We start from the raw sequence: 18232 nt of genomic DNA on the forward strand, positions 1-18232 counted from the left end.
CCCCGGCACGGATCCCGCCGTGTTCAGTCAGTGCTCCGTACCAGCAACCAGGAGGTTGGCATGACCGCCCCCGACCCGAACGCTCAGGTGGTGTTCGTCGGCTACAACGCGGCGTACCTGCGCGCCATCGACGGGAAGGTCCCGAGCGGGTCCGTCGTGGTGATCGAGGAACCCGACATCATCCGCAAGCGGGAGCTGCAGGACGCGGCGTCGCGCTTCGACTGCCTGGAGCGCATCGTCGCGGCCGGCTACCAGCAGTCGAGCGAGGCCCTGGACCTGGCGGCCGGGCTGGCCGCCGAGCGTCCGGTCGCCGCCGTCGTGCCGGGCCTGGAGTACGCCGTCCCGGCGGCGGCCGCCCTGGCAGAGAAGCTCGGGCTGCCCGGCGCCACCGAGGAGGCCGCGCAGGCGCTGCGCGACAAGGCCCGGCTGCGCGAGGTCTCCGCCGCCGGCGGCGTGCGCAACCCGCGTTGGCGGGAGGTCTTCGGCCCCGAGGACATCCTGGAGTTCGCCGGTGACGGCCCGGTGGTCGTCAAGCCGGCGAACCGGCAGGCGAGCGTGGGCGTGCAGCTGCTCGACTCGGTCGACGCCGAAGGCGCGGCGCTGGCCTGGGAGCGGACATCGTCCGCCTCGGAGTACGAGCAGGTGCCCGACCGTGAGCTTCGCTGGCGCTTCCTGGCCGAAGAGCGCCTTCAGGGGCCGGAGTTCAGCATCGAAGCGCTGGTGCGAGACGGTGAGGTCGTCTTCGAGAACGTCACCGCCAAGTCCGTGATCGAGGGTCCGCACCCGGTCGAGCTCGGCCACCTGCTGCCCGCCCCGCTCGACGACGACACGCAGGCGGCGTTCGCCACGGCGATCCGCCGGCTGGTGGCGGCCACGGGCTTTCGCACCGGCATCCTGCACGCCGAGTGGATCCTCACCGAGGAGGGCCCGACGCTGGTGGAGTGCGCGGGCCGCTGCCCGGGCGACTACCTGATCGACCTGGTCGACCTGGCCTACGACACGAAGATCCGGCTGACGCTGATCGACCTGCTCGCGGGCCGGCCGGTCAGCCTGCCCAGCGCCGCGCGGCGCACCTCGGCGATCAGGTTCCTGGCCGCCGAGCCGGGCACCGTCACGGAGGTCTCCGGCCTGGAGACCGCCAAGGGGCTGCCCGGCGTGCACGACGCCGAGGTGGACGTCGTGGTCGGCCAGGAGGTCCGCCCGTGGGCGTCGTCCTGGGACCGCGCCGGGCACGTCATCGCCACCGGGCCGGACGCGGCCGGCACGCTCCGGCGCGTGCTGGACGCGGACGCCGCCATCCGCATCGCAACGGACTGAGGAACGACATGTCTGTTCTGTGGCAGCGCGTCCGCGGCCTGCACGGGTCCATGCCGGGCGGCTCGGTCGGCTGGCGTCTGGCCGTCATGGCGACGATCAACGCGGTCGGCACGGGCGCCTTCCTGTCCGTGTCGGTGCCCTTCATCACCAGATCGGTGGGCCTGTCCGAGGGAGACCTCGGCCTCGGCCTGACCCTGTCCGCGACCATCGCCCTGGGCACGGCGATCCCGATCGGCGTCCTCGCCGACCGGATCGGTCCGAAGAAGGTCCTGGTCGGGGTCAGCCTGTGGCGCAGCGTCTGCTTCGTCGTGTACCCGTTCGTCCGGAACCTGTGGGAATTCCTGGCCGTGGTCTGCGTTCTGGGGCTGGTCGACAAGGCCGCCGCCCCGATGGAGCAGGCGCTGGTGGGGCAGGCGGTGTCGAGCGACGAGCGGATCAAGATGATCGCGATCCTGCGCTCGATCCGCAACGTCGGCTTCACCGTCGGCGCCCTCGCCGGTGGGATCGGACTGTTGATCAATACCCGGGCGGGGTATACTGGAATCCTGCTGCTGAACGCCACGACGCTCGCGGTGCTGGCCCTGCTGGCCTCGCAGCTCCCGGTGCTGAACGCGCCGGCGACGAGCCTGCGGCGCCGGTTCTCGATGAGCGTGCTGCGGGACGGGTCGTTCCTGTCGTTCACCGGGATCAACGCGGTGCTGACGATGCACATGACCCTGCTGAGCATCGGCATCCCGATGTGGATCACCGGCCACACCCACGTGTCGTCCGCGCTGATCTCCCCGCTGGTGGCGGTCAACACCGTCCTCGCCGTCGCCCTCCAGGTGCGGGCGAGCCGCGGGACCGACACCATCGCCGGGGCCGCCAAGGCCCTGGTCCGGGCCGGGTTCTCACTGGCCATCTGCTGCCTGCTGCTGACCGCGGCGCCCGAGCTGCCGGTCGTGCTGGCGGTCGGCGTCCTGCTCCTGGCCATGGTCGCGCTGACCGGCGGGGAGCTGTGGCAGTCCGCCGGCGGGTGGGGCGCCTCCTACCTGCTCGCGGTGCCCGGCCAGGAGGGCGTCTACCTCTCGGTCTTCTGGCTCGGCCTGGCCGTCCAGCAGATCGCCGCACCGATCCTGGTCAGCCTGGTCGTCACGACCGGGGCCGCCGGCTGGGTCGTGCTCGCCGCCCTGTTCGCCGCCTGCGGCCTCGCCGCGCCGGCGATCGGCCGGTGGGCGCAGGCCCAGGCCGACGCCCGGGCACCGCAGGAGGAGACCGCCCTGGCCGAGGCCACCTGATCACCGGCGCCCCGACCACCGAAGCAACCGACCACCGAAAGACCCGGCCCGTCCGACGGGTCGGCCCTTGTGAAACACACTGAGGAGAGACATGTCCATCCCCCTGTATGTTCCGGCCGGTGGCGGCGAGTTCGCGAGCATCCGCGACGGCCGCAAGAAGACCTACTTCAAGCTCACCACCGAGCAGTCCAACGGGGAGTTCGGCTTCTTCGAGCACCACATGGCCCCGGAGGCCAACGGCGCCGCCCCGCACATCCACGACCAGTCCACCGAGATGTTCTACGTCGTCAAGGGTGAGATCGAGTTCACCATCGGCGACGAGAAGGTCGTCGGTGAGCCCGGTGCCTTCGCCTACGTCCCCAAGGGTGCGCCGCACGGCTTCACCAACCGGGGCAAGGAGGACGCCACCCTGCTGATCATGTTCTACCCGATCTTCAACCGGGAGGACTACTTCCGCGGCCTGGAGCGCCTCACGGCCAACGGCCGCAACCCCAGCCTGGAGGAGCTGCAGGAGCACATGGCCAAGTACGACCAGCGGATGGTCTGATCACCGGCGGCCGGCCGGAGCACGTGAACCGGGCCCGACAGCGGATCGCTGTCGGGCCCGGTTCCGTTCGCTCCGCAGTCATCACCACGCGATCCGCCGCCACCGGGGCCGGTGGCGGCGGATGGCGTGGAACGGCGAAGGCTCAGAGCGCAGCGTCGATGCCGCGGAAGCGGCGCTGCAACTCGCGCACCTCAGCGGCCAGTTCGAGCGACGGCCCGGCCACCTCCAGCCCGGGGACGACCTCCCGCACCGACAGCGGGTTCAGCGGCGAGGTGATCGCCACGCCCCACTCGGCCAGCCAGCCGCGGTACTGCCGCGTCGAGCTGACGTAGACGATCCGGCCGAGGCCCGCCCAGCCGTGCGCGGCCGCGCACATCGGGCAGTGCTCGCCGGAGGTGTAGACGGTCGCCTTCGCCCGCTCCTCGGGGCTCAGGTTGACCGCGCCCCAGCGGGCCAGCTCGAACTCCGGGTGACGGGTCGGGTCCCCGGTGCTGGACTCGCGGTTGCGGTCCTCCGCGAGGACCTTGCCGTCCGCCGAGACGAGCACGGAGCCGAACGGGAAGTCGCCGGCCTCCACGGCCTCGGTCGCCAGCTCCACGCAGCGGCGCAGGTAGGGCAGGTCGGACTCGGTCACGGCGGCGGCGCCGGCGACATCGCTCTCGTGCAGGTCGTGGGCGTTGCTGGCCACGGGTACTCCGTCTCTCGGGGGCGGTGATACGAACGAACGGCTACGGACGGACGCCTACGACCGGTGCGCCGCGACGGTGGCCAGGGCCTGCCACGCCGCCTCGGGCCGCAGGGTCTCGTCCGGGTCGCCGAGGTAGGGGTCGAGCAGCACGGTCTCGGCGCCGGTCAGACGCAACCGCTCGATGTCGCCGAGGATCTGCTCGATGGTGCCTTCGCCGGCCTTGCGGTCCGGCCCGTCGACGGGCCGGTCGGTCAGCTTCAGGAGGATGCGCGGCGCCAGCTCGGGCACCGGCCGCCGCGCCTCGTCGGCGATGACCTTCAGACGGCCCACCGCCTCCGTGAACCACGGCATGGTGAACCGCAGCGGGTGCCAGGGCGCGCCGAGGCGCACCGCCCGGCGCAGGGCGGCGTCGCTGTTGCCGCCGACCCAGACCGGGATCCGTCCGCTGCCGTAGTCGGCCTCGTCGTCCCAGGCGGTCCGCATGGTGTCCAGGTACTCGTCGGTCAGCTTGCCGCGCCGTTCGAAGGGCACTCCGAGCGCCGCGAACTCCTCCTTGGCCCAGCCCACGCCGACGCCGAGGATCAGCCGTCCGCCGCTGAGTTGCTGCAGGTTGGCGGCCATCCGGGCCATCAGCAGGGGGTGGCGGTAGGGCACGATGAGGACGGTGGTGCCCAGCTGGACGCGGGTGGTGATGCCCGCGAGCCAGGAGAGCGTGGTGAAGGGCTCGAAGAACGGCGCCGGATACTGTTTGGCGACGTCCGGGGTGATCGCGACGTGGTCGGAGACCATCAGGAGGTCGAACCCCAGGCCCTCGACGGTCTTGGCCCATCGGGCGAGGTGCTCCGGGTGCGTTCCGGGACCGAAGTTGGGGACGTTCACGCCTATCCGCATGGCTGTCAGGCTAGCAACTGGCCTTCGCCCGTGTGCGGTTCTTGGCGATGCTTGATCAAATTTGTTGCTGCGGGCGGACGGTGGGGTGCCGTCCGCCCACGGTGCCGTCCGTCAGGCGTTCGGGGCGACCCTGGCGAGGCCGTTGATGACGCGGTCCATGGCGTCGCCGCCCTGGGGGTCGGTGAGGTTCGCGAGCAGCTTGAGGACGAAGCGCATCAGCATCGGGTGGGTGAGCCCGCGCTGGGTGGCGATCTGCATGACCTGCGGATTGCCGATGAGCTTCACGAAGGCGCGGCCGAGCGTGTAGTAGCCGCCGTAGACGTCCTTGAGGATGCGCGGGTAGGCCTGCAGCGCGCGCTCGCGGCCGCCGTCGGTGACACGGGCGCCGGCCTGGACGATGACGCCGGCGGCGATCTTGCCGGATTCCATCGCGTAGGCGATGCCCTCGCCGTTGAACGGGTTGACCATGCCGCCGGCGTCGCCGACGAGCAGCAGTCCGCGGGTGTAGTGCGGCTGGCGGTTGAAGGCCATCGGCAGCGCGGCGCCACGGATCGGGTCGGTCATGTTCTCGGGGGTGTAGCCCCACTCCTCGGGCATGCCGGCGCACCAGGCCTTGAGGACCTCACGCCAGTCCAGCTCGCCGAACGCGGGCGAGGAGTTGAGGATGCCGAGGCCGACGTTGGAGGTGCCGTCGCCCATGCCGAAGATCCAGCCGTAGCCGGGCAGCAGGCGGCGCTGGCCGCCGCGGGTGTCCCACAGCTCCAGCCAGGACTCCAGGTAGTCGTCGTCGTGGCGCGGCGAGGTGAAGTACGTCCGGTAGGCGACGCCCATCGGCCGGTCCTCGCGCCGGTGCAGGCCCATGGCGAGGGAGAGCCGGGTGGAGTTGCCGTCGGCGGCGACGACGAGCGGCGCGCGGAAGGTCACCTCCCGCTTCTCCTCGCCGAGCTTGGCGGTGACGCCGACGATGCGCCCGGTGCGGTCGTCCAGCACGGGGCCGCTGACGTTGCAGCGCTCGTAGAGGCGGGCGCCGGCCTTCTCGGCCTGACGGGCCAGCAGCTCGTCGAAGTCGGCGCGCTTGCGGACCAGGCCGTAGTCGGGGAAGGAGGACAGCTCGGGCCAGTCGAGCTGCAGCCGCACGCCGCCGCCGACGATGCGCAGGCCCTTGTTGTGCAGCCAGCCGTTCTCGGTGGAGACGTCGATGCCCATGTCCACGAGCTGCTTGGTGGCGCGCGGGGTGAGGCCGTCGCCGCACACCTTCTCGCGGGGGAAGGAGGTCTTCTCCAGCAGCAGCACGTCCAGGCCGGCCTGCGCGAGGTAGTACGCGGTGGTGGCACCGGCCGGACCCGCGCCGACGACGATGACGTCCGCCGCGCTCTCGACGGTGCTGCCCGGCTTCGTCGGGTCGGCTGCGGTCTCGGACACGGTGGGCACTCTCCTGGAACGACGGCTGGGACTACGACGACGGGTGAACGGCGGCTGCCGCCCCGGGCAGTCTAGGTGCGCTTACGGGGCGGAAGCGGACGACGGCTACGCGGCGGCGGTCTTGTACGCGCGGTGCAGCGCGACGATCCCGCCGGTCAGGTTCCGCCAGGCCACCTTCGACCAGCCGGCCTCCTGCAGCCGGGCCGCCATCGCCGGCTGGTCCGGCCAGGCCCGGATCGACTCGGCGAGGTAGACGTAGGCGTCGGGGTTGCTGCTGACCGCGGTGGCGACCGGCGGCAGGGCGCGCATCAGGTACTCGGTGTAGACCGTGCGCAACGGCGTCCAGGTCGGCGTGGAGAACTCGCACAGCACGAGCTTGCCACCGGGCTTGGTGACCCGGTGCATCTCGCGCAGCGCCGCGTCGGTGTCGTGGACGTTGCGCAGCGCGAAGGAGATCGTCACCGAGTCGAAGGTGTCGTCCGCGAACGGCAGACGGGTCGCGTCGCCGGCGGTGAGCGGCAGCTCGGGGTGGCGCTGCTTGCCCTCGGCGAGCATGCCGACGGAGAAGTCGCACGGGACGACCCGGGCGCCGGCCTCGGCGAAGGGCAGCGAGGAGGTGCCGGTGCCGGCCCCGAGGTCGAGCACGAGGTCCCCGGGCCCGGCGGCCACCGCCTCGGCCACCGCCCGGCGCCAGGCGCGGGCCTGGCCGAGGGAGAGCACGTCGTTGGTGCGGTCGTACCTGGCCGCGACGTCGTCGAACATGGCGGCGACTTCGTGCGGCTGCTTGTCCAGAGAGGCTCGGGTCACGCCCCCATTCTTCACCCTGGCGCCCGCGCCCGGAGCAACGGGGCGGCGCAGTGCCCGCGGCCCACGCCCCTCGCAGCTCACCAGCGCCCCTCCGCGCGCCCCTGGTAGGCCGCCCGACGCGCCTCGCCGGGCACCCTTTCGGGGGCACCTCGCCGGGCACTCCCGGGTGTTCTTCTCGACACGCCCGTCAGTGCAGTGCGCGCCGCCCGCCCGCACGCCGCTTGCGGCGCGAGCGCTTGCCGTCCGTTATCGCCGGCATCCCGTCGGCCAGAGCCCCGGTCGCGAGGGCGACGGTGGTCGCGAGCCGCCCCTGCCGGATGCGGACGGCGACCGCCCGCCGGTGCTGCCGGATCCGCCACACGCAGACCAGGAAGAGCACGACCGCCACCGGCACGCTGAACCGGGCCAGCCCGACGCCCACCGGCTGCGGGTAGGTGTCGCCGCAGATCCGCACCGCGCCCGCGTCGTCGGCGGCGTGCTCCAGGCAGATCGTGTCGCCGACCTTGGTGCCGTCCGCGAGCGGCAGGGCGGCGGCGGTGTGCGCCTGGCCGCCGACCCGGTAGCTGACGGCGCTGTAGGAGCCGCCGCCGCTCGGGAGCTGGGTGACGACGCCCTCGACCCGCACCGGGTGGGCCTCGATCCGGTCGGCCTGGTCGGCCTGGCGCCAGCCGAGCAGGCACATGCCCACGGCGAGCACGGCGCTGAGCACGGCGGCGAGGTACCAGCCACGGCCCAACCGCGGGGTGCGCGGCGGGGGGACGGTCGCGGGTCGCATGGTTCCTTGTCCTGGCTTGCGTCGGGGCCGGGGACGCGGCCCCGCCTCCCGCGGGCACGGGCGGTGGTGTGGTGGGGGTACGGAGTGAGCTGTCCGGGATCGTATCCGCTGGCGGGCCCTCAGGTCACGGCGAAGGGGCGATCACCCGGCGCCGCGCGGCCCGGAGTTCGGCCGCACACGAAGGAAGTCCCTTGCGCGGCAAGGAAGTCGGACCGCGGACGGGTCGACGACAGATCAGGGGTCCGACCCGGCCGCGCCGTCAGCGCCGTCGGTACACCAACCGACCGCCCAGCACGGTCGCCAGACAGCCTCCCGGCAGCGGCACGGGAGCGTCCCCGTCGCACGCGAAGACCGCGAAGTCCGCCCGTCCCCCCGCCGCGACCGGCCCGTGCGCGGCCTGCGCGAGCGGCAGCACGGCGAGCGGGTCCAACGGGCCCTCGGCGGCGTCCGTGCCGCCCGCGGGAGCGAGCGCGGCCAGCCCGGAGCGCGCGACCGCCGTCCGCACCGACGCCCGCGCGAAGGACCCGGCCACGGCCGTCACCCCAAAGCCCAGCAGCCGCTGCAGGCCGCGCCGGGCGCTCGCCCCGCACCGCACGTCGTCGGTCTCCGCGTCCAGCCCGCCCGGCACCGGCTCGACGCCGATCTCCTCGCGCGGGTCCGGGTGGTAGGCGCGCTCCAGCAGCCAGGCGCCGTACGGGTTGCGCAGCCCGGGCGCGAGCACGGCCGCACCCCAGTCCCGCACCCGGGCGCCCGGGTGCGCCGCCGCGAGTTCGCCGAACGGGCCGACCGCCTCGACGAGTTCGCCGCGCACCAGCACCGCGCCGTCGGCGAGCACGGTGCCGGCCCTGCCCGGATCGGGCAGCACGAAGCCCGCCCGGTGCAGGGTCAGCACGGCGCCGCCCCCGCTCCCGGCACGGGGGCGGGGGTCACGGCCGCCGCTGCGGGGGCGCTCAGTTGTCCAGGATCTTCAGCTCGGGGTGGGCGGTGCCGCCCTCGATCGCCGTCGAGGCGATGTGCGAGGCGACGCGCGGGTCGACCGGGTCGTTCGCCGGGTCGTCCAGCACCCGCAGGTGCTCGTACGTGGTCGAGCGCTGCGCCGGGACGCGGTCGGCGGCCCGGATGAGGTGGATCAGCTCGGTCAGGTTGGAGCGGTGCTTGGCACCGGCCGCCGAGACGACGTTCTCCTCCAGCATCACGGAGCCGAGGTCGTCCGCGCCGTAGTGCAGCGACAGCTGGCCCGCCTCCTTGCCGGTGGTGAGCCAGGAGCCCTGGATGTGGGCGACGTTGTCGAGGAAGAGGCGCGCGATCGCGATCATCCGCAGGTACTCGAAGACGGTCGCCTGCGTCGAGCCCTTCAGGTGGTTGTTCTGCGGCTGGTAGGTGTACGGGATGAACGCGCGGAAGCCGCCCGTGCGGTCCTGCACGTCGCGGATCATCCGCAGGTGCTCGATCCGCTCGGCGTTGGTCTCACCGGTGCCCATCAGCATCGTGGAGGTGGACTCCACGCCGAGGCCGTGCGCGGCCTCCATGATCTCCAGCCAGCGCTCGCCGGACTCCTTCAGCGGGGCGATCGCCTTGCGCGGGCGCTCCGGCAGCAGCTCGGCGCCGGCGCCGGCGAAGGAGTCCAGGCCCGCCCGGTGGATGCGGGTGATGGCCTCCTCGACGGAGACGCCCGAGATCCGTGACATGTGCTCGACCTCGGAGGCACCCAGCGAGTGGATCACCAGCTGCGGGAAGTCCGCCTTGATCGCCGAGAACGCCCGCTCGTAGTACTCGACGCCGTAGTCCGGGTGGTGGCCGCCCTGGAACATGATCTGGGTGCCGCCCAGCTCGACCGTCTCCGCGCAGCGGCGCAGGATCTCGTCGAGCTCGCGCGACCAGCCCTTGTCGCTCTTCGGCGGCACGTAGAAGGCGCAGAACTTGCACGCCGTCACGCAGACGTTCGTGTAGTTGATGTTGCGCTCGATGATGTAGGTCGCGATGTGCTCGGTGCCGGCGTAGCGGCGGCGGCGCACCGCGTCGGCCGCCGAGCCGAGGGCGTGCAGGGGCGCGGAGCGGTAGAGCTCCAGCGCCTCCTCGGGGGTGATCCGGCCGCCGGCGGCGGCGCGGTCGAGCACGGCCTGCAGGTCGGTGCTGGGCGCATCGAGGGTGGTCGCTGCGAGCTCGGACACCTGGCGGCCTTCTCTCTCTCGGGACTGCTCGGGTACTGCTGTTCTCTGCGCGTCGGCCCCGGTCACGGGTGCTTCCGGGTACGGCCGAACCAGCCTACGCCAGCTGATTCCGGCCCCTGCGCCAGCCCGCCGCCCGGCCCGTTCCCGTCTCCTGTCCCCCTATGTATCCGGTCCCCCTGTGTACCCGGCGACCGGGAGCACGCCACTAGCGCGGCGAACCGTCGGACGGGGCCGCGCCCGTGCGGTGCATCGTCCCGGCCGGGTTGCCCGCCACCGGGTCGGCGGAGGTGAAGCGGACCGTCCCGTCGTCCTGCAGGGTGAGCGTCTCGGTGTACGCGCCGCCGGAGCACGCGCCGGGCAGGCTGGAGCGGACCAGCCGGGACTGGAACACGAGCTTCTTCGGGCCCGCCTCCCGCAGCTTCCAGACGCCCTCGCAGCTGATCGAGATGATGCCGGACATGCCGTTCTGGCTGGTGGTGTTCTCCTGCCCGATCGCGGCCGGCCCGACGGTGAGCCGGGTGGTGCCCGCGGGCAGGCCCTTGTCGGTGACCATGTCCCCGGTCCAGGTGCCGAGGAACGCGGCCGGCACCGCGTTCGGCCCGCCCGAGGTGCCCGGCGTGCCCGAGGTGCTCGCCGCCTCGGTCGGCCCGTCCGACGCCGGCGCGGGCTCCGGTGCGGCGCTGCCGCTCCCGGACGGGGCGGCGGGCGAGCCGCTGCCCGTGGCCGTCACCACCGGAGCCGCCGGATTGAGCCACCGGTACGTCCCGTACGCGCCGCCCACGAGCACCACGAGCGCGGCCGCCAGCGCCGCGGCCGGCACGGTGCGGCGCGGCCGGGCGCCGGCCCCGGCGGCCGGCGGCACGTAGGTCGGCGTCCGCTCGACTCCTGGAAACGCCCCGGGAAACGCCCCGGAGACCGGACCGGAGTCCGTTCCGCCGGCCGGTCCTGCAACCGCGCCGGCAGCCGACCCGGACACCGGCCCCCGGGCCGCCGGCGGCACGTCCGCCGACACGCTCTCCGACTCCCCCTCCAGGTCCAGCAGTTCGATCGCGCTGCGCCCCACCCCCGCCGCGAGCGCGGGCGGCAGCCAGCCGCCCTGTCGCAGCCGCAGGGCGGCTTCCCCCTCCGGGTCCAGCCGGGCGCGCAGTTGCTGCGGGGTGGGCCGGTCGGCCGGCTCCTTGGCGAGGCAGTCGAGGACGATCGAGCGCAGCGGCCCGCTCAGCCCGGGGACGTCCGGCTGCTCGTGCAGCACGCGGTAGAGGAGGACGGCCGCGCTGACGCCCTCGCCGAAGGGGTGGACGCCGGTGGCCGCGAAGGCGAGCACCGCGCCGAGGGAGAAGACGTCGCCGGCCGGTCCGACGGCCTGCCCGTTCGCCTGTTCGGGCGACATGAAGCCGGGTGAGCCGACGACGTAACCCGACTGGGTGAATCCGCTGGCGGCGTCCAGGGCGCGGGCGATGCCGAAGTCGATCAGCCGCGGGCCGTCCAGGGTCAGCAGCACGTTGGACGGCTTGACGTCGCGGTGCACCAGGCCGAGGCCGTGGACGTGGGCGAGGGCCTCGGCGAGCCCGACGCCGAGGGCGCGCACGGCGGCCTCGGGCAGCGGCCCGCCGTCGTGGACGGCGGTGCCGAGCGGGGGCCCGGCGACGTAGCCGGTGGCGACCCAGGGCTGTTCGCCCTCGGTGTCGGCGTCCAGGACGGGCGCCGTCCAGGCGCCGCCGACCCGGCGCGCGGCGGCGACCTCCTGGCGGAAGCGGGCGCGGAACTCGGCGTCGTCGGCGAGTTCGCCGCGCACGAGCTTGACGGCGACGGTGCGCCCGCCCGCCGTCCGGCCGAGGTAGACCCGGCCCATGCCGCCGGCGCCGAGCCGGCGCAGCAGCCGGTAGGCGCCCACCTGGCGCGGGTCGTCCGACCCCAGTGCCTGCATCCCCCGCACGCTCCCCTCGCCGACGGGCGGCTCTTCGACCGGGCCGCTCCCGGAGGCCCGCACCGCGGGCCCGGGAGCAGACCGTACCGGCACCGGCCGACCGATGGGGTCCGCGGGGCCGGACCGGGGGAACCTCAGCCGACCACCGCGGGCTCCAGGCCCGCCACCGGCTCCAGCAGCCGCACGGCGACGTCCGGCGCGAAGCCGCTGTCGTGCGCCACCCGGCGGGCGAACTCGGCGACGCCGGCCAACTGCCGCTCGCCGAGCGAGAAGTCGAGCGCCTCGCTGAAGTAACGCTCCAGCACGTCGGCGCCGAAGGCCTCCCAGCGGGCGGCCTGCTCGGCGACCTTGGCCGCCTCGACCAGCGACAGGTCGCGGGACTCCAGGAAGGCCCGGTGGACGGCGGCGGTCAGTTCGGGCCGGCGCGCGGCGAAGTCGCGGCGCACCGCCCAGACCGCGAAGACGAAGGGCAGGCCGGTCCACTCCTTCCACATCGCACCGAGGTCGTGGACGGTGAGCCCGAGGTCGGCGGCCTGGCCGAGGTACGCGCGGAGCGCGGGGTCGCCGATGAGGACGGCGGCGTCGGCCTCGGCGAGCATGTGGGCGAGGTCGGGCGGGCAGCTGAAGTACGCGGGGCGGACGCCCTCGCGCTCCTCCAGGAGCAGGCGGGCGAGCCGGACGGAGGTGCGGCTGGTGGAGCCGAGGGCGACCCGGCGGCCGTCGAGGTCGGCGAGCGGCACCTTGCTGACGATCACGCAGGACATCACGGGGCCGTCGCTGCCGACCGCGATGTCGGGCAGGACGAGCAGTTCGTCGGCGTGCCGCAGGTATTCCACGCAGGTGATCGGGCCGATGTCGAGCGTGCCGTCGACCAGCTGGTCGCTGAGCTTCTCGGGGGTGTCCTTGGTGAGGTCGAGGTCGAGCAGATTTCCGGTCCTGGCGAGTCCCCAGTAGAGGGGTACGCAGTTCAGGAACTGAATGTGTCCGACCCTCGGCCTGACCGGGGTGCGTTCCTCCGGGGTGTGCTCCACTGCGCCGCTCCCTTGCTCTTCGTGCGCCTCCCCGCAGCGTATGCCCGGTGTCGTGAACGGCTCGCACCCGCCCTCCCGACACGCGCCGTGCGCACCGCAGTTCACCCCTGGTCGTCACCGCAACCGCATGCTAGCGTTGCCCTCAGTTGCAGTTTGATTCCCCTTGCAGTACTTGAAGCCTGCGGAGCATGTAACCGCAGGCTTTTTGTAGTTTTTCAGCAATATCGAAAAACTTCGGACTCGTCCGGAGGCAGGGCGATCAGCGCAGCGGACCGGGAGCCACACGGTGTGGCCCCCGACACGCCTCGCAAGGAGAACGGCATGGCCACGGGAACCGTCAAGTGGTTCAACGCTGAGAAGGGCTTCGGCTTCATCGCCCAGGAGGGCGGCGGCCCCGACGTCTTCGTCCACTACTCCGCCATCAACGCGAGCGGCTTCCGCTCGCTGGAGGAGAATCAGGCGGTCAGCTTTGACGTCACCCAGGGCCCGAAGGGCCCGCAGGCGGAGAACGTCACCGCTATCTGACCATCCTCTGATGATCTGATCGCTCGGGACCCCCACGGGTCCGCAGGCGGCTCCCGACAGCCGCCACGATGAGCACAAGAGCAACACCCAAGGGGGCCCACCACACGGCGGGCCCCCTGCCTCTTTCCCCGTCATGCCGTCACCCGTCACGCCGTCACCCCCACCCCGGACGCGCGGAGGCCCGCCCCCGCGCCGGTCGGGCACGGGGGCGGGCCTCCGCCCGCGGCCTCAGACCGCGGCAGCGGCCTCCGCCGGGACGGCGGCCGGCTCGTCCAGCAGATCACCGTGCGGCTTGTTGTAGGCCGTGCGGTCGAGGATGCCTTCGCGAGCAGCCACGATGATCGGCGTTACAACTTGACCGGCGACGTTCGTCGCGGTGCGCATCATGTCCAGGATCGGGTCGATGGCGAGCAGCAGGCCGACGCCCTCCAGGGGCAGGCCCAGGGTGGAGAGGGTCAGGGTCAGCATGACGATCGCGCCGGTGAGGCCCGCGGTGGCCGCCGAGCCGATGACCGAGACGAAGGCGATCAGGATGTAGTCCTTGACGCCCAGGTCGATGTTGTAGACCTGCGCGACGAAGATCGCGGCGATCGACGGGTAGATCGCCGCGCAACCGTCCATCTTGGTGGTGGCGCCGAACGGGACGGCGAAGGACGCGTACTCGCTCGGGACACCGAGGCGCTCGGTGACGCGGCGGGTGACCGGCAGGGTGCCGACCGAGGAGCGGGAGACGAAGGCCAGCTGGATGGCGGGCCAGGCGCCCCGGTAGAAGTTGAGCGGGTTGAGGCCGCCGGCGAACTTCAGCAGCAGCGAGTAGACCACGAACAGCACCAGCGCGCAGCCGACGTAGATGTCGAGGGTGAGCGTCGCGAAGGGCTTGAGCAGGTCCCAGCCGTACTTGGCGACGGACTTGCCGATCAGGCCGAGGGTGCCGAGCGGGGAGAGCCGGATGACCCACCACAGGGCGGTCTGGGTCAGCTCCAGGACCGATTCGCTGAGCTTGAGGACGGGCTCGGCCTTGGCGCCGAGCTTGATGACCGCGGCGCCGACGACGACCGCCATGAAGACGATCTGAAGCACGTTCACCTCGGTGAACGCGGTGACGATGTTGGTCGGGAAGATGCCGGTCAGGAAGTCGACCCAGGTGCCGCCGCCCTTGGGCGCCTTGAGGCCCTCGGTGCTGAGGTTGGTGCCCTTGCCCGGGTCGGTGAGCAGGCCGAGGCCGAGGCCGATGGCGACGGCGATCAGCGAGGTGATCAGGAACCAGAGCAGGGTGCGGACGGCCAGGCGGGCCGCGTTGGTGACGCCCCGCAGGTTGGCGACGCTCACCACGATCGCGGTGAACACCAGCGGCGGGACGGCCAGCTTGAGCAGCTGGACGAAGGTCTTGCCGATGGTCTCCAGGGTGGTGGCCAGCCAGGAGACGTCGGCGGCGCGGGCGACGTAGCCGAGGCCGACGCCGAGCACGAGGCCGGCGACGATCTGCACCCAGAACGGCGTCTTGCGGATGCGGGCGAGCACGGACGGCGACGAGGTCGCCTCGGGCGCTGTGGACATGGGGGTGCGACTCCGGGGGAGGGCGGTGCTGACGGTGGGGTGCGGCGGGGACGGCGGCACGGCGCGCGGGCCGGGCGGTGAGGGCCCGGCCCCGGTCAGGGGCGTGCCGCCGGAATACAGCGGGCGGCGCGACAACGGCGCGGGCTGTCCACGGCTCCCGGCAGACGGCGCGCGCGGGCGGCGGTGGGCGGGGTGCCCAGGCCGTGCATCCGGGGTGCGTCCGAGGGGGTCATGGGCGACACGTTAGCAGTAAAGGTTTGAGATGTTCAAAGTACTTGTTTGAGATCAGGGCGGCACAAGAGCGAGATCCGGACACGAACGAGCCTGACGTGCCATCAGGCGGCCGCTCCGGCTCGATTGACCGCCCGCAGTTATACGTATAACTTTGACATCGCCATCAAGGCCCCACCCCCACCCGCCCCCAGACTCCCCCACCGGAGATCCGCCGATGGGCTACCTCGCCCTGCTCCGCGCCCCCCACGTCAGCCGCCTCCTCTTCGGCACCCTGCTCGGCCGCCTGCCCGCCGGCATGACCGCCCTGGTCATCGCCCTCGCCCTGCGCGAGGCCGGCGCGCCCTACGGCCGGATCGGCCTGGCCACCGCCGTGTACGCCCTGGCGGCCGCCGTCGGCGGGCCCGTGCTCGGCCGGATCGTCGACCTCACCGGGCAACCGCGCGTGCTGATCGCCTCCGCGGTCCTCGCTGGTGGCGGGTACGCGCTGCTCGCCCTCGCCCCCGGCTCGGTGCTCGCCGCACCGGTCGGCGCCGCGATCGCCGGACTCGCGATGCCCCCGCTCGAACCCTGCCTGCGCTCGCTGTGGCCGGCCGTGGTCGACGAGGAGCAGTTGGACACCGCCTACGCCTTCGACTCCGCCTCGCAGCAGATCCTCTACGTCGCCGGGCCGCTGGCCGTGGCCGGGATCGCGGGCTTCTTCAGTCCCGTCGCGGCCCTGTGGGTGGCGGCCGGACTGGGCCTCGCGGGCGCGCTCGTCGTCGCCACCGCCGCGCCGGCGCGGGCGTGGCGGGCCCCGGCCCGCGAGCACTCGGCCGGGCTGCTGGGCCCGCTGCGCTCCCCCGGCCTGGTGCTGCTGCTGGTCGGGCTGGCCGGCGCCGGCTGGGCGGTCGGCGCGCAGAACGTGCTGTTCATCGCCTACGCCGAGCACCACGCGGGTGCCCTGCCCGGCGGCGCCGGCACCCTGCTGGCGCTGGCGGCGCTCGGCGGACTGCTGGGCGCGCTCGCGTACGGGGCGGTCAGGTGGCGCAGCGGCACGGGCACCCGGACGTGGGTGATGGCGCTGGTGATGGCCGCGTCCTACCTGCCGCTGGTGGTGCTGCCCGGCCCGTACCCGATGGCCGTGCTGGCGTTCGTGTCCGGAATCGTGCTGGCCCCGCTGCTGGCGGCGGCGTTCGTGCTGGTCGCGGAGCTGGCGCCGACCGGGACGGTGACGGAGGCGTTCGCCTGGCTGGTGACGCTGTTCGCGACCGGCAACTCGCTGGGCTACGCGGTGTCCGGCAACCTCGCCGAGGGCTCGCTGCGGCCGGTGGCGCTGTGCGCGGCGGGCGGGATCGGGCTGGGCGGGCTGCTGCTGTTCGGCGCGCGCCGGTGGTTCCGGGCGGTGCCGCTCGCGCCGGTGCCGCAGCCGGTGCCCGTGGGCTGACCAGCCCGCGGGCGTGCCCTGGCGTGGCGGCACCGGCCTGAGCCGAAGGACACGCCCCTGGACGACTGTGCCCCGCCGGAGGTCTGGACCGGCGGGGCACAGTCATGCGCGCCTGACGGTGCGGACGGGTCAGCGGGCCCCGGCGGTGGACGAGCGCAGCACGAGCGAGGTCGCGAGCGGTGGCGGCGGGACCACCCGCTCGCCGCGCAGCAGGCCGGCCAGGGCGGCGGTGCCCGCCCGGCCGAGTTCCTCGCCGGGCAGGTCGACCGTGGTCAGCGGCGGGGCGAGCAGGGCGGCGACCGCGACGTTGTCCATGCCGACCACGGACAGGTCGTCCGGCACCCGCACGCCCAGTTCGGCGGCGGCCTGGTAGACCCCCGACGCCACCACGTCGTCGTCGCAGATCACCGCGCGCGGCGCGTCCGGGCGCTCCAGCATCCCGCGGGCGACGCTCCGGGCGGCCGGGTGCCCTTCGTTCAGGCGCACTCCCAACTCGACGATGTCCAGGCCGAGTTCGGCCACGGCTTGCTCGAAGGCGGCCTGCCGCGCCCGGAAGGTGTAGGCGGAGTGGATCGAGCGCAGCCGACCGATCCGGCGGTGGCCGAGCGCGGCGAGGTGCTCGACCGCGGCCCGCATGCCGCCCGCGACGTCGAGCTCGATGGTGGGCCGGGCGCGGTCGGTGCCGGGGTCGGCGTCGAGGAAGACGGCGGGGGTGTCGGCGGGCAGGTCGCCGAGCTGGCTGTCGTCCGGCGAGCAGATCAGCAGGCCGTCGAAGCGGCTGGTGGTGGCGGCCTCGGCGAGGGTGGCGCTGCCCCAGCCGGAGCTGACCACGACGGCCAGGCCGTGCCGCCCGGCCTCCTCGTGGACGCCCTCCAGCACCCGCCCGAAGAACGGGCCGAGGAGGTTGGGGACGGCCAGCAGGATCATCCCGCTGCGGCCCAGGCGCAGCTGGCGGCCGGCCGCCTGCGGGCGGTAGCCGAGGCTGCGGGCGGCTTCGCGGACGCGTTCGCGGGTGGCGTCGGAGACGCGGGAGCCGGCCTCGGAGCCGGAGAACACGAGCGAGACGGTGGCCTGCGAGACCCCGGCGAGCCGGGCGACGTCCCGGCCGGTGGGCCGCCTCGCGGGGGCGGGCCAGGTGCCGGAGGCGGCGTCGGCGGGCGGCTCGGGGGCCTGCGGGAGCTCGGCGGAGGCGGGCACGGCGGCGGGAGCGGGTCCGGGCGGTCCGGCCTCAGTTCCGCGCGGCGGCGCGGGCGGCCTCGTCGGCCGCGTCCTCCTCGGCGTTCTGCGCGGCGATCCGCTCGGCGGTGCGGCTGCGCATCCCGGAGACCTTGGTGGTGATCTGGGCCGACATGTCGTCGCGCTGGCGGCTCAGCAGCACGTAGCTGAGCGGCGCGGAGGCGATCGCGGCCAGCAGGAAGAGGAAGATCACGCCGGTCTGGCCGCTGACCGGGATGACCCCGAAGTGGCCGAGCAGGAGGGCCACCAGCAGGCAGCCGAGGAAGATGCTGACCCGCAGGGAGGTGTAGCGGAGCGTGGCGTGCGACTTGGCGGGGCCGTTGCTGCTGCTCACTGGGGCACGTCCTTCACTGCGCTGGGGGTCGGGGCCGGTCTCCCAGTGAAGCATGCCCGACGGGCGCAGC

At 73.4% G+C, this 18232-nt stretch carries 17 protein-coding genes; 5 read left to right on the forward strand and 12 right to left on the reverse strand.

Translation table 11 applies throughout. The features are described 5' to 3' along the window. Positions 1 to 60 precede the first annotated feature (60 nt). From PUR71_RS39870 to PUR71_RS39880, 3 genes are all read left to right on the forward strand, one after another. Positions 61 to 1317, forward strand: coding sequence for an ATP-grasp domain-containing protein (locus PUR71_RS39870; protein WP_329932193.1), 1257 nt, complete (start codon positions 61 to 63; stop codon positions 1315 to 1317). A gap of 8 nt (positions 1318 to 1325) precedes the next feature. Beyond that, a complete protein-coding gene (locus PUR71_RS39875; protein ID WP_329932194.1) occupies positions 1326 to 2594 on the forward strand; it encodes an MFS transporter in 1269 nt (422 codons plus the stop codon). A 91-nt stretch (positions 2595 to 2685) separates the two neighbouring features. Further along, complete coding sequence (locus PUR71_RS39880) at positions 2686 to 3141, forward strand: cupin domain-containing protein (protein ID WP_329932195.1); 456 nt, start codon at positions 2686 to 2688, stop codon at positions 3139 to 3141. 142 nt (positions 3142 to 3283) lie between these two features. On the opposite strand, the gene PUR71_RS39885 is transcribed toward PUR71_RS39880, so the two are convergent. The 9 genes from PUR71_RS39885 to PUR71_RS39925 form a co-directional block, all read right to left on the reverse strand. Then, the gene (locus tag PUR71_RS39885; RefSeq protein ID WP_443077738.1) at positions 3284 to 3829 is read right to left on the reverse strand and encodes a nucleoside deaminase; all 546 of its coding nucleotides are present in this window, start codon (positions 3827 to 3829) and stop codon (positions 3284 to 3286) included. A 54-nt stretch (positions 3830 to 3883) separates the two neighbouring features. After that, positions 3884 to 4720: an LLM class flavin-dependent oxidoreductase gene (locus PUR71_RS39890; RefSeq protein WP_329932196.1), complete on the reverse strand. Its 837-nt coding sequence runs from the start codon at positions 4718 to 4720 to the stop codon at positions 3884 to 3886. Between the two features lie 111 nt (positions 4721 to 4831). Continuing rightward, entirely contained in the window at positions 4832 to 6142 is a 1311-nt protein-coding gene (locus PUR71_RS39895; RefSeq protein WP_329932197.1) for a geranylgeranyl reductase family protein, read from the reverse strand. Positions 6143 to 6247: 105 nt separating this feature from the next. After that, positions 6248 to 6949, reverse strand: a complete 702-nt coding sequence (locus PUR71_RS39900) for a demethylmenaquinone methyltransferase (protein WP_329932198.1) — start codon at positions 6947 to 6949, stop codon at positions 6248 to 6250. A gap of 187 nt (positions 6950 to 7136) precedes the next feature. Next, entirely contained in the window at positions 7137 to 7724 is a 588-nt protein-coding gene (locus tag PUR71_RS39905; RefSeq protein ID WP_329932199.1) for a hypothetical protein, read from the reverse strand. 259 nt (positions 7725 to 7983) lie between these two features. Continuing rightward, positions 7984 to 8616 (reverse strand): imidazolonepropionase-like domain-containing protein, encoded by a 633-nt coding sequence (locus tag PUR71_RS39910; RefSeq protein ID WP_329932200.1) that lies wholly within the window; start codon positions 8614 to 8616, stop codon positions 7984 to 7986. 58 nt (positions 8617 to 8674) lie between these two features. Beyond that, a complete protein-coding gene (mqnC, locus tag PUR71_RS39915; protein ID WP_329932201.1) occupies positions 8675 to 9895 on the reverse strand; it encodes a cyclic dehypoxanthinyl futalosine synthase in 1221 nt (406 codons plus the stop codon). A 205-nt stretch (positions 9896 to 10100) separates the two neighbouring features. Continuing rightward, the gene (locus PUR71_RS39920) at positions 10101 to 11822 is read right to left on the reverse strand and encodes a serine/threonine-protein kinase (protein WP_329932202.1); all 1722 of its coding nucleotides are present in this window, start codon (positions 11820 to 11822) and stop codon (positions 10101 to 10103) included. A 134-nt stretch (positions 11823 to 11956) separates the two neighbouring features. Next, positions 11957 to 12853 (reverse strand): menaquinone biosynthetic enzyme MqnA/MqnD family protein, encoded by an 897-nt coding sequence (locus tag PUR71_RS39925; RefSeq protein ID WP_329932203.1) that lies wholly within the window; start codon positions 12851 to 12853, stop codon positions 11957 to 11959. A gap of 321 nt (positions 12854 to 13174) precedes the next feature. Between PUR71_RS39925 and PUR71_RS39930 the strand changes: the two genes are divergently transcribed. Further along, entirely contained in the window at positions 13175 to 13378 is a 204-nt protein-coding gene (locus PUR71_RS39930; RefSeq protein ID WP_030060085.1) for a cold-shock protein, read from the forward strand. Positions 13379 to 13606: 228 nt separating this feature from the next. On the opposite strand, the gene PUR71_RS39935 is transcribed toward PUR71_RS39930, so the two are convergent. Then, positions 13607 to 14935 carry a dicarboxylate/amino acid:cation symporter gene (locus PUR71_RS39935; protein WP_329932204.1) on the reverse strand — a complete coding sequence of 443 codons (1329 nt, stop codon included), beginning with the start codon at positions 14933 to 14935 and terminating at the stop codon, positions 13607 to 13609. 448 nt (positions 14936 to 15383) lie between these two features. Between PUR71_RS39935 and PUR71_RS39940 the strand changes: the two genes are divergently transcribed. Beyond that, the gene (locus tag PUR71_RS39940; RefSeq protein ID WP_329932205.1) at positions 15384 to 16592 is read left to right on the forward strand and encodes an MFS transporter; all 1209 of its coding nucleotides are present in this window, start codon (positions 15384 to 15386) and stop codon (positions 16590 to 16592) included. A 129-nt stretch (positions 16593 to 16721) separates the two neighbouring features. Here the strand turns inward: PUR71_RS39940 and PUR71_RS39945 are convergent, their stop codons facing one another. Then, a complete protein-coding gene (locus PUR71_RS39945) occupies positions 16722 to 17789 on the reverse strand; it encodes a LacI family DNA-binding transcriptional regulator (RefSeq protein ID WP_329932206.1) in 1068 nt (355 codons plus the stop codon). 31 nt (positions 17790 to 17820) lie between these two features. Continuing rightward, on the reverse strand, positions 17821 to 18162 hold the full coding sequence (locus PUR71_RS39950; RefSeq protein WP_329932207.1) for a DUF4229 domain-containing protein: 342 nt from the start codon (positions 18160 to 18162) through the stop codon (positions 17821 to 17823). Positions 18163 to 18232: the final 70 nt, after the last annotated feature.

This window comes from Streptomyces sp. SP17BM10, from assembly GCF_036322405.1.
Classification (GTDB): Bacteria; Actinomycetota; Actinomycetes; order Streptomycetales; family Streptomycetaceae; genus Kitasatospora.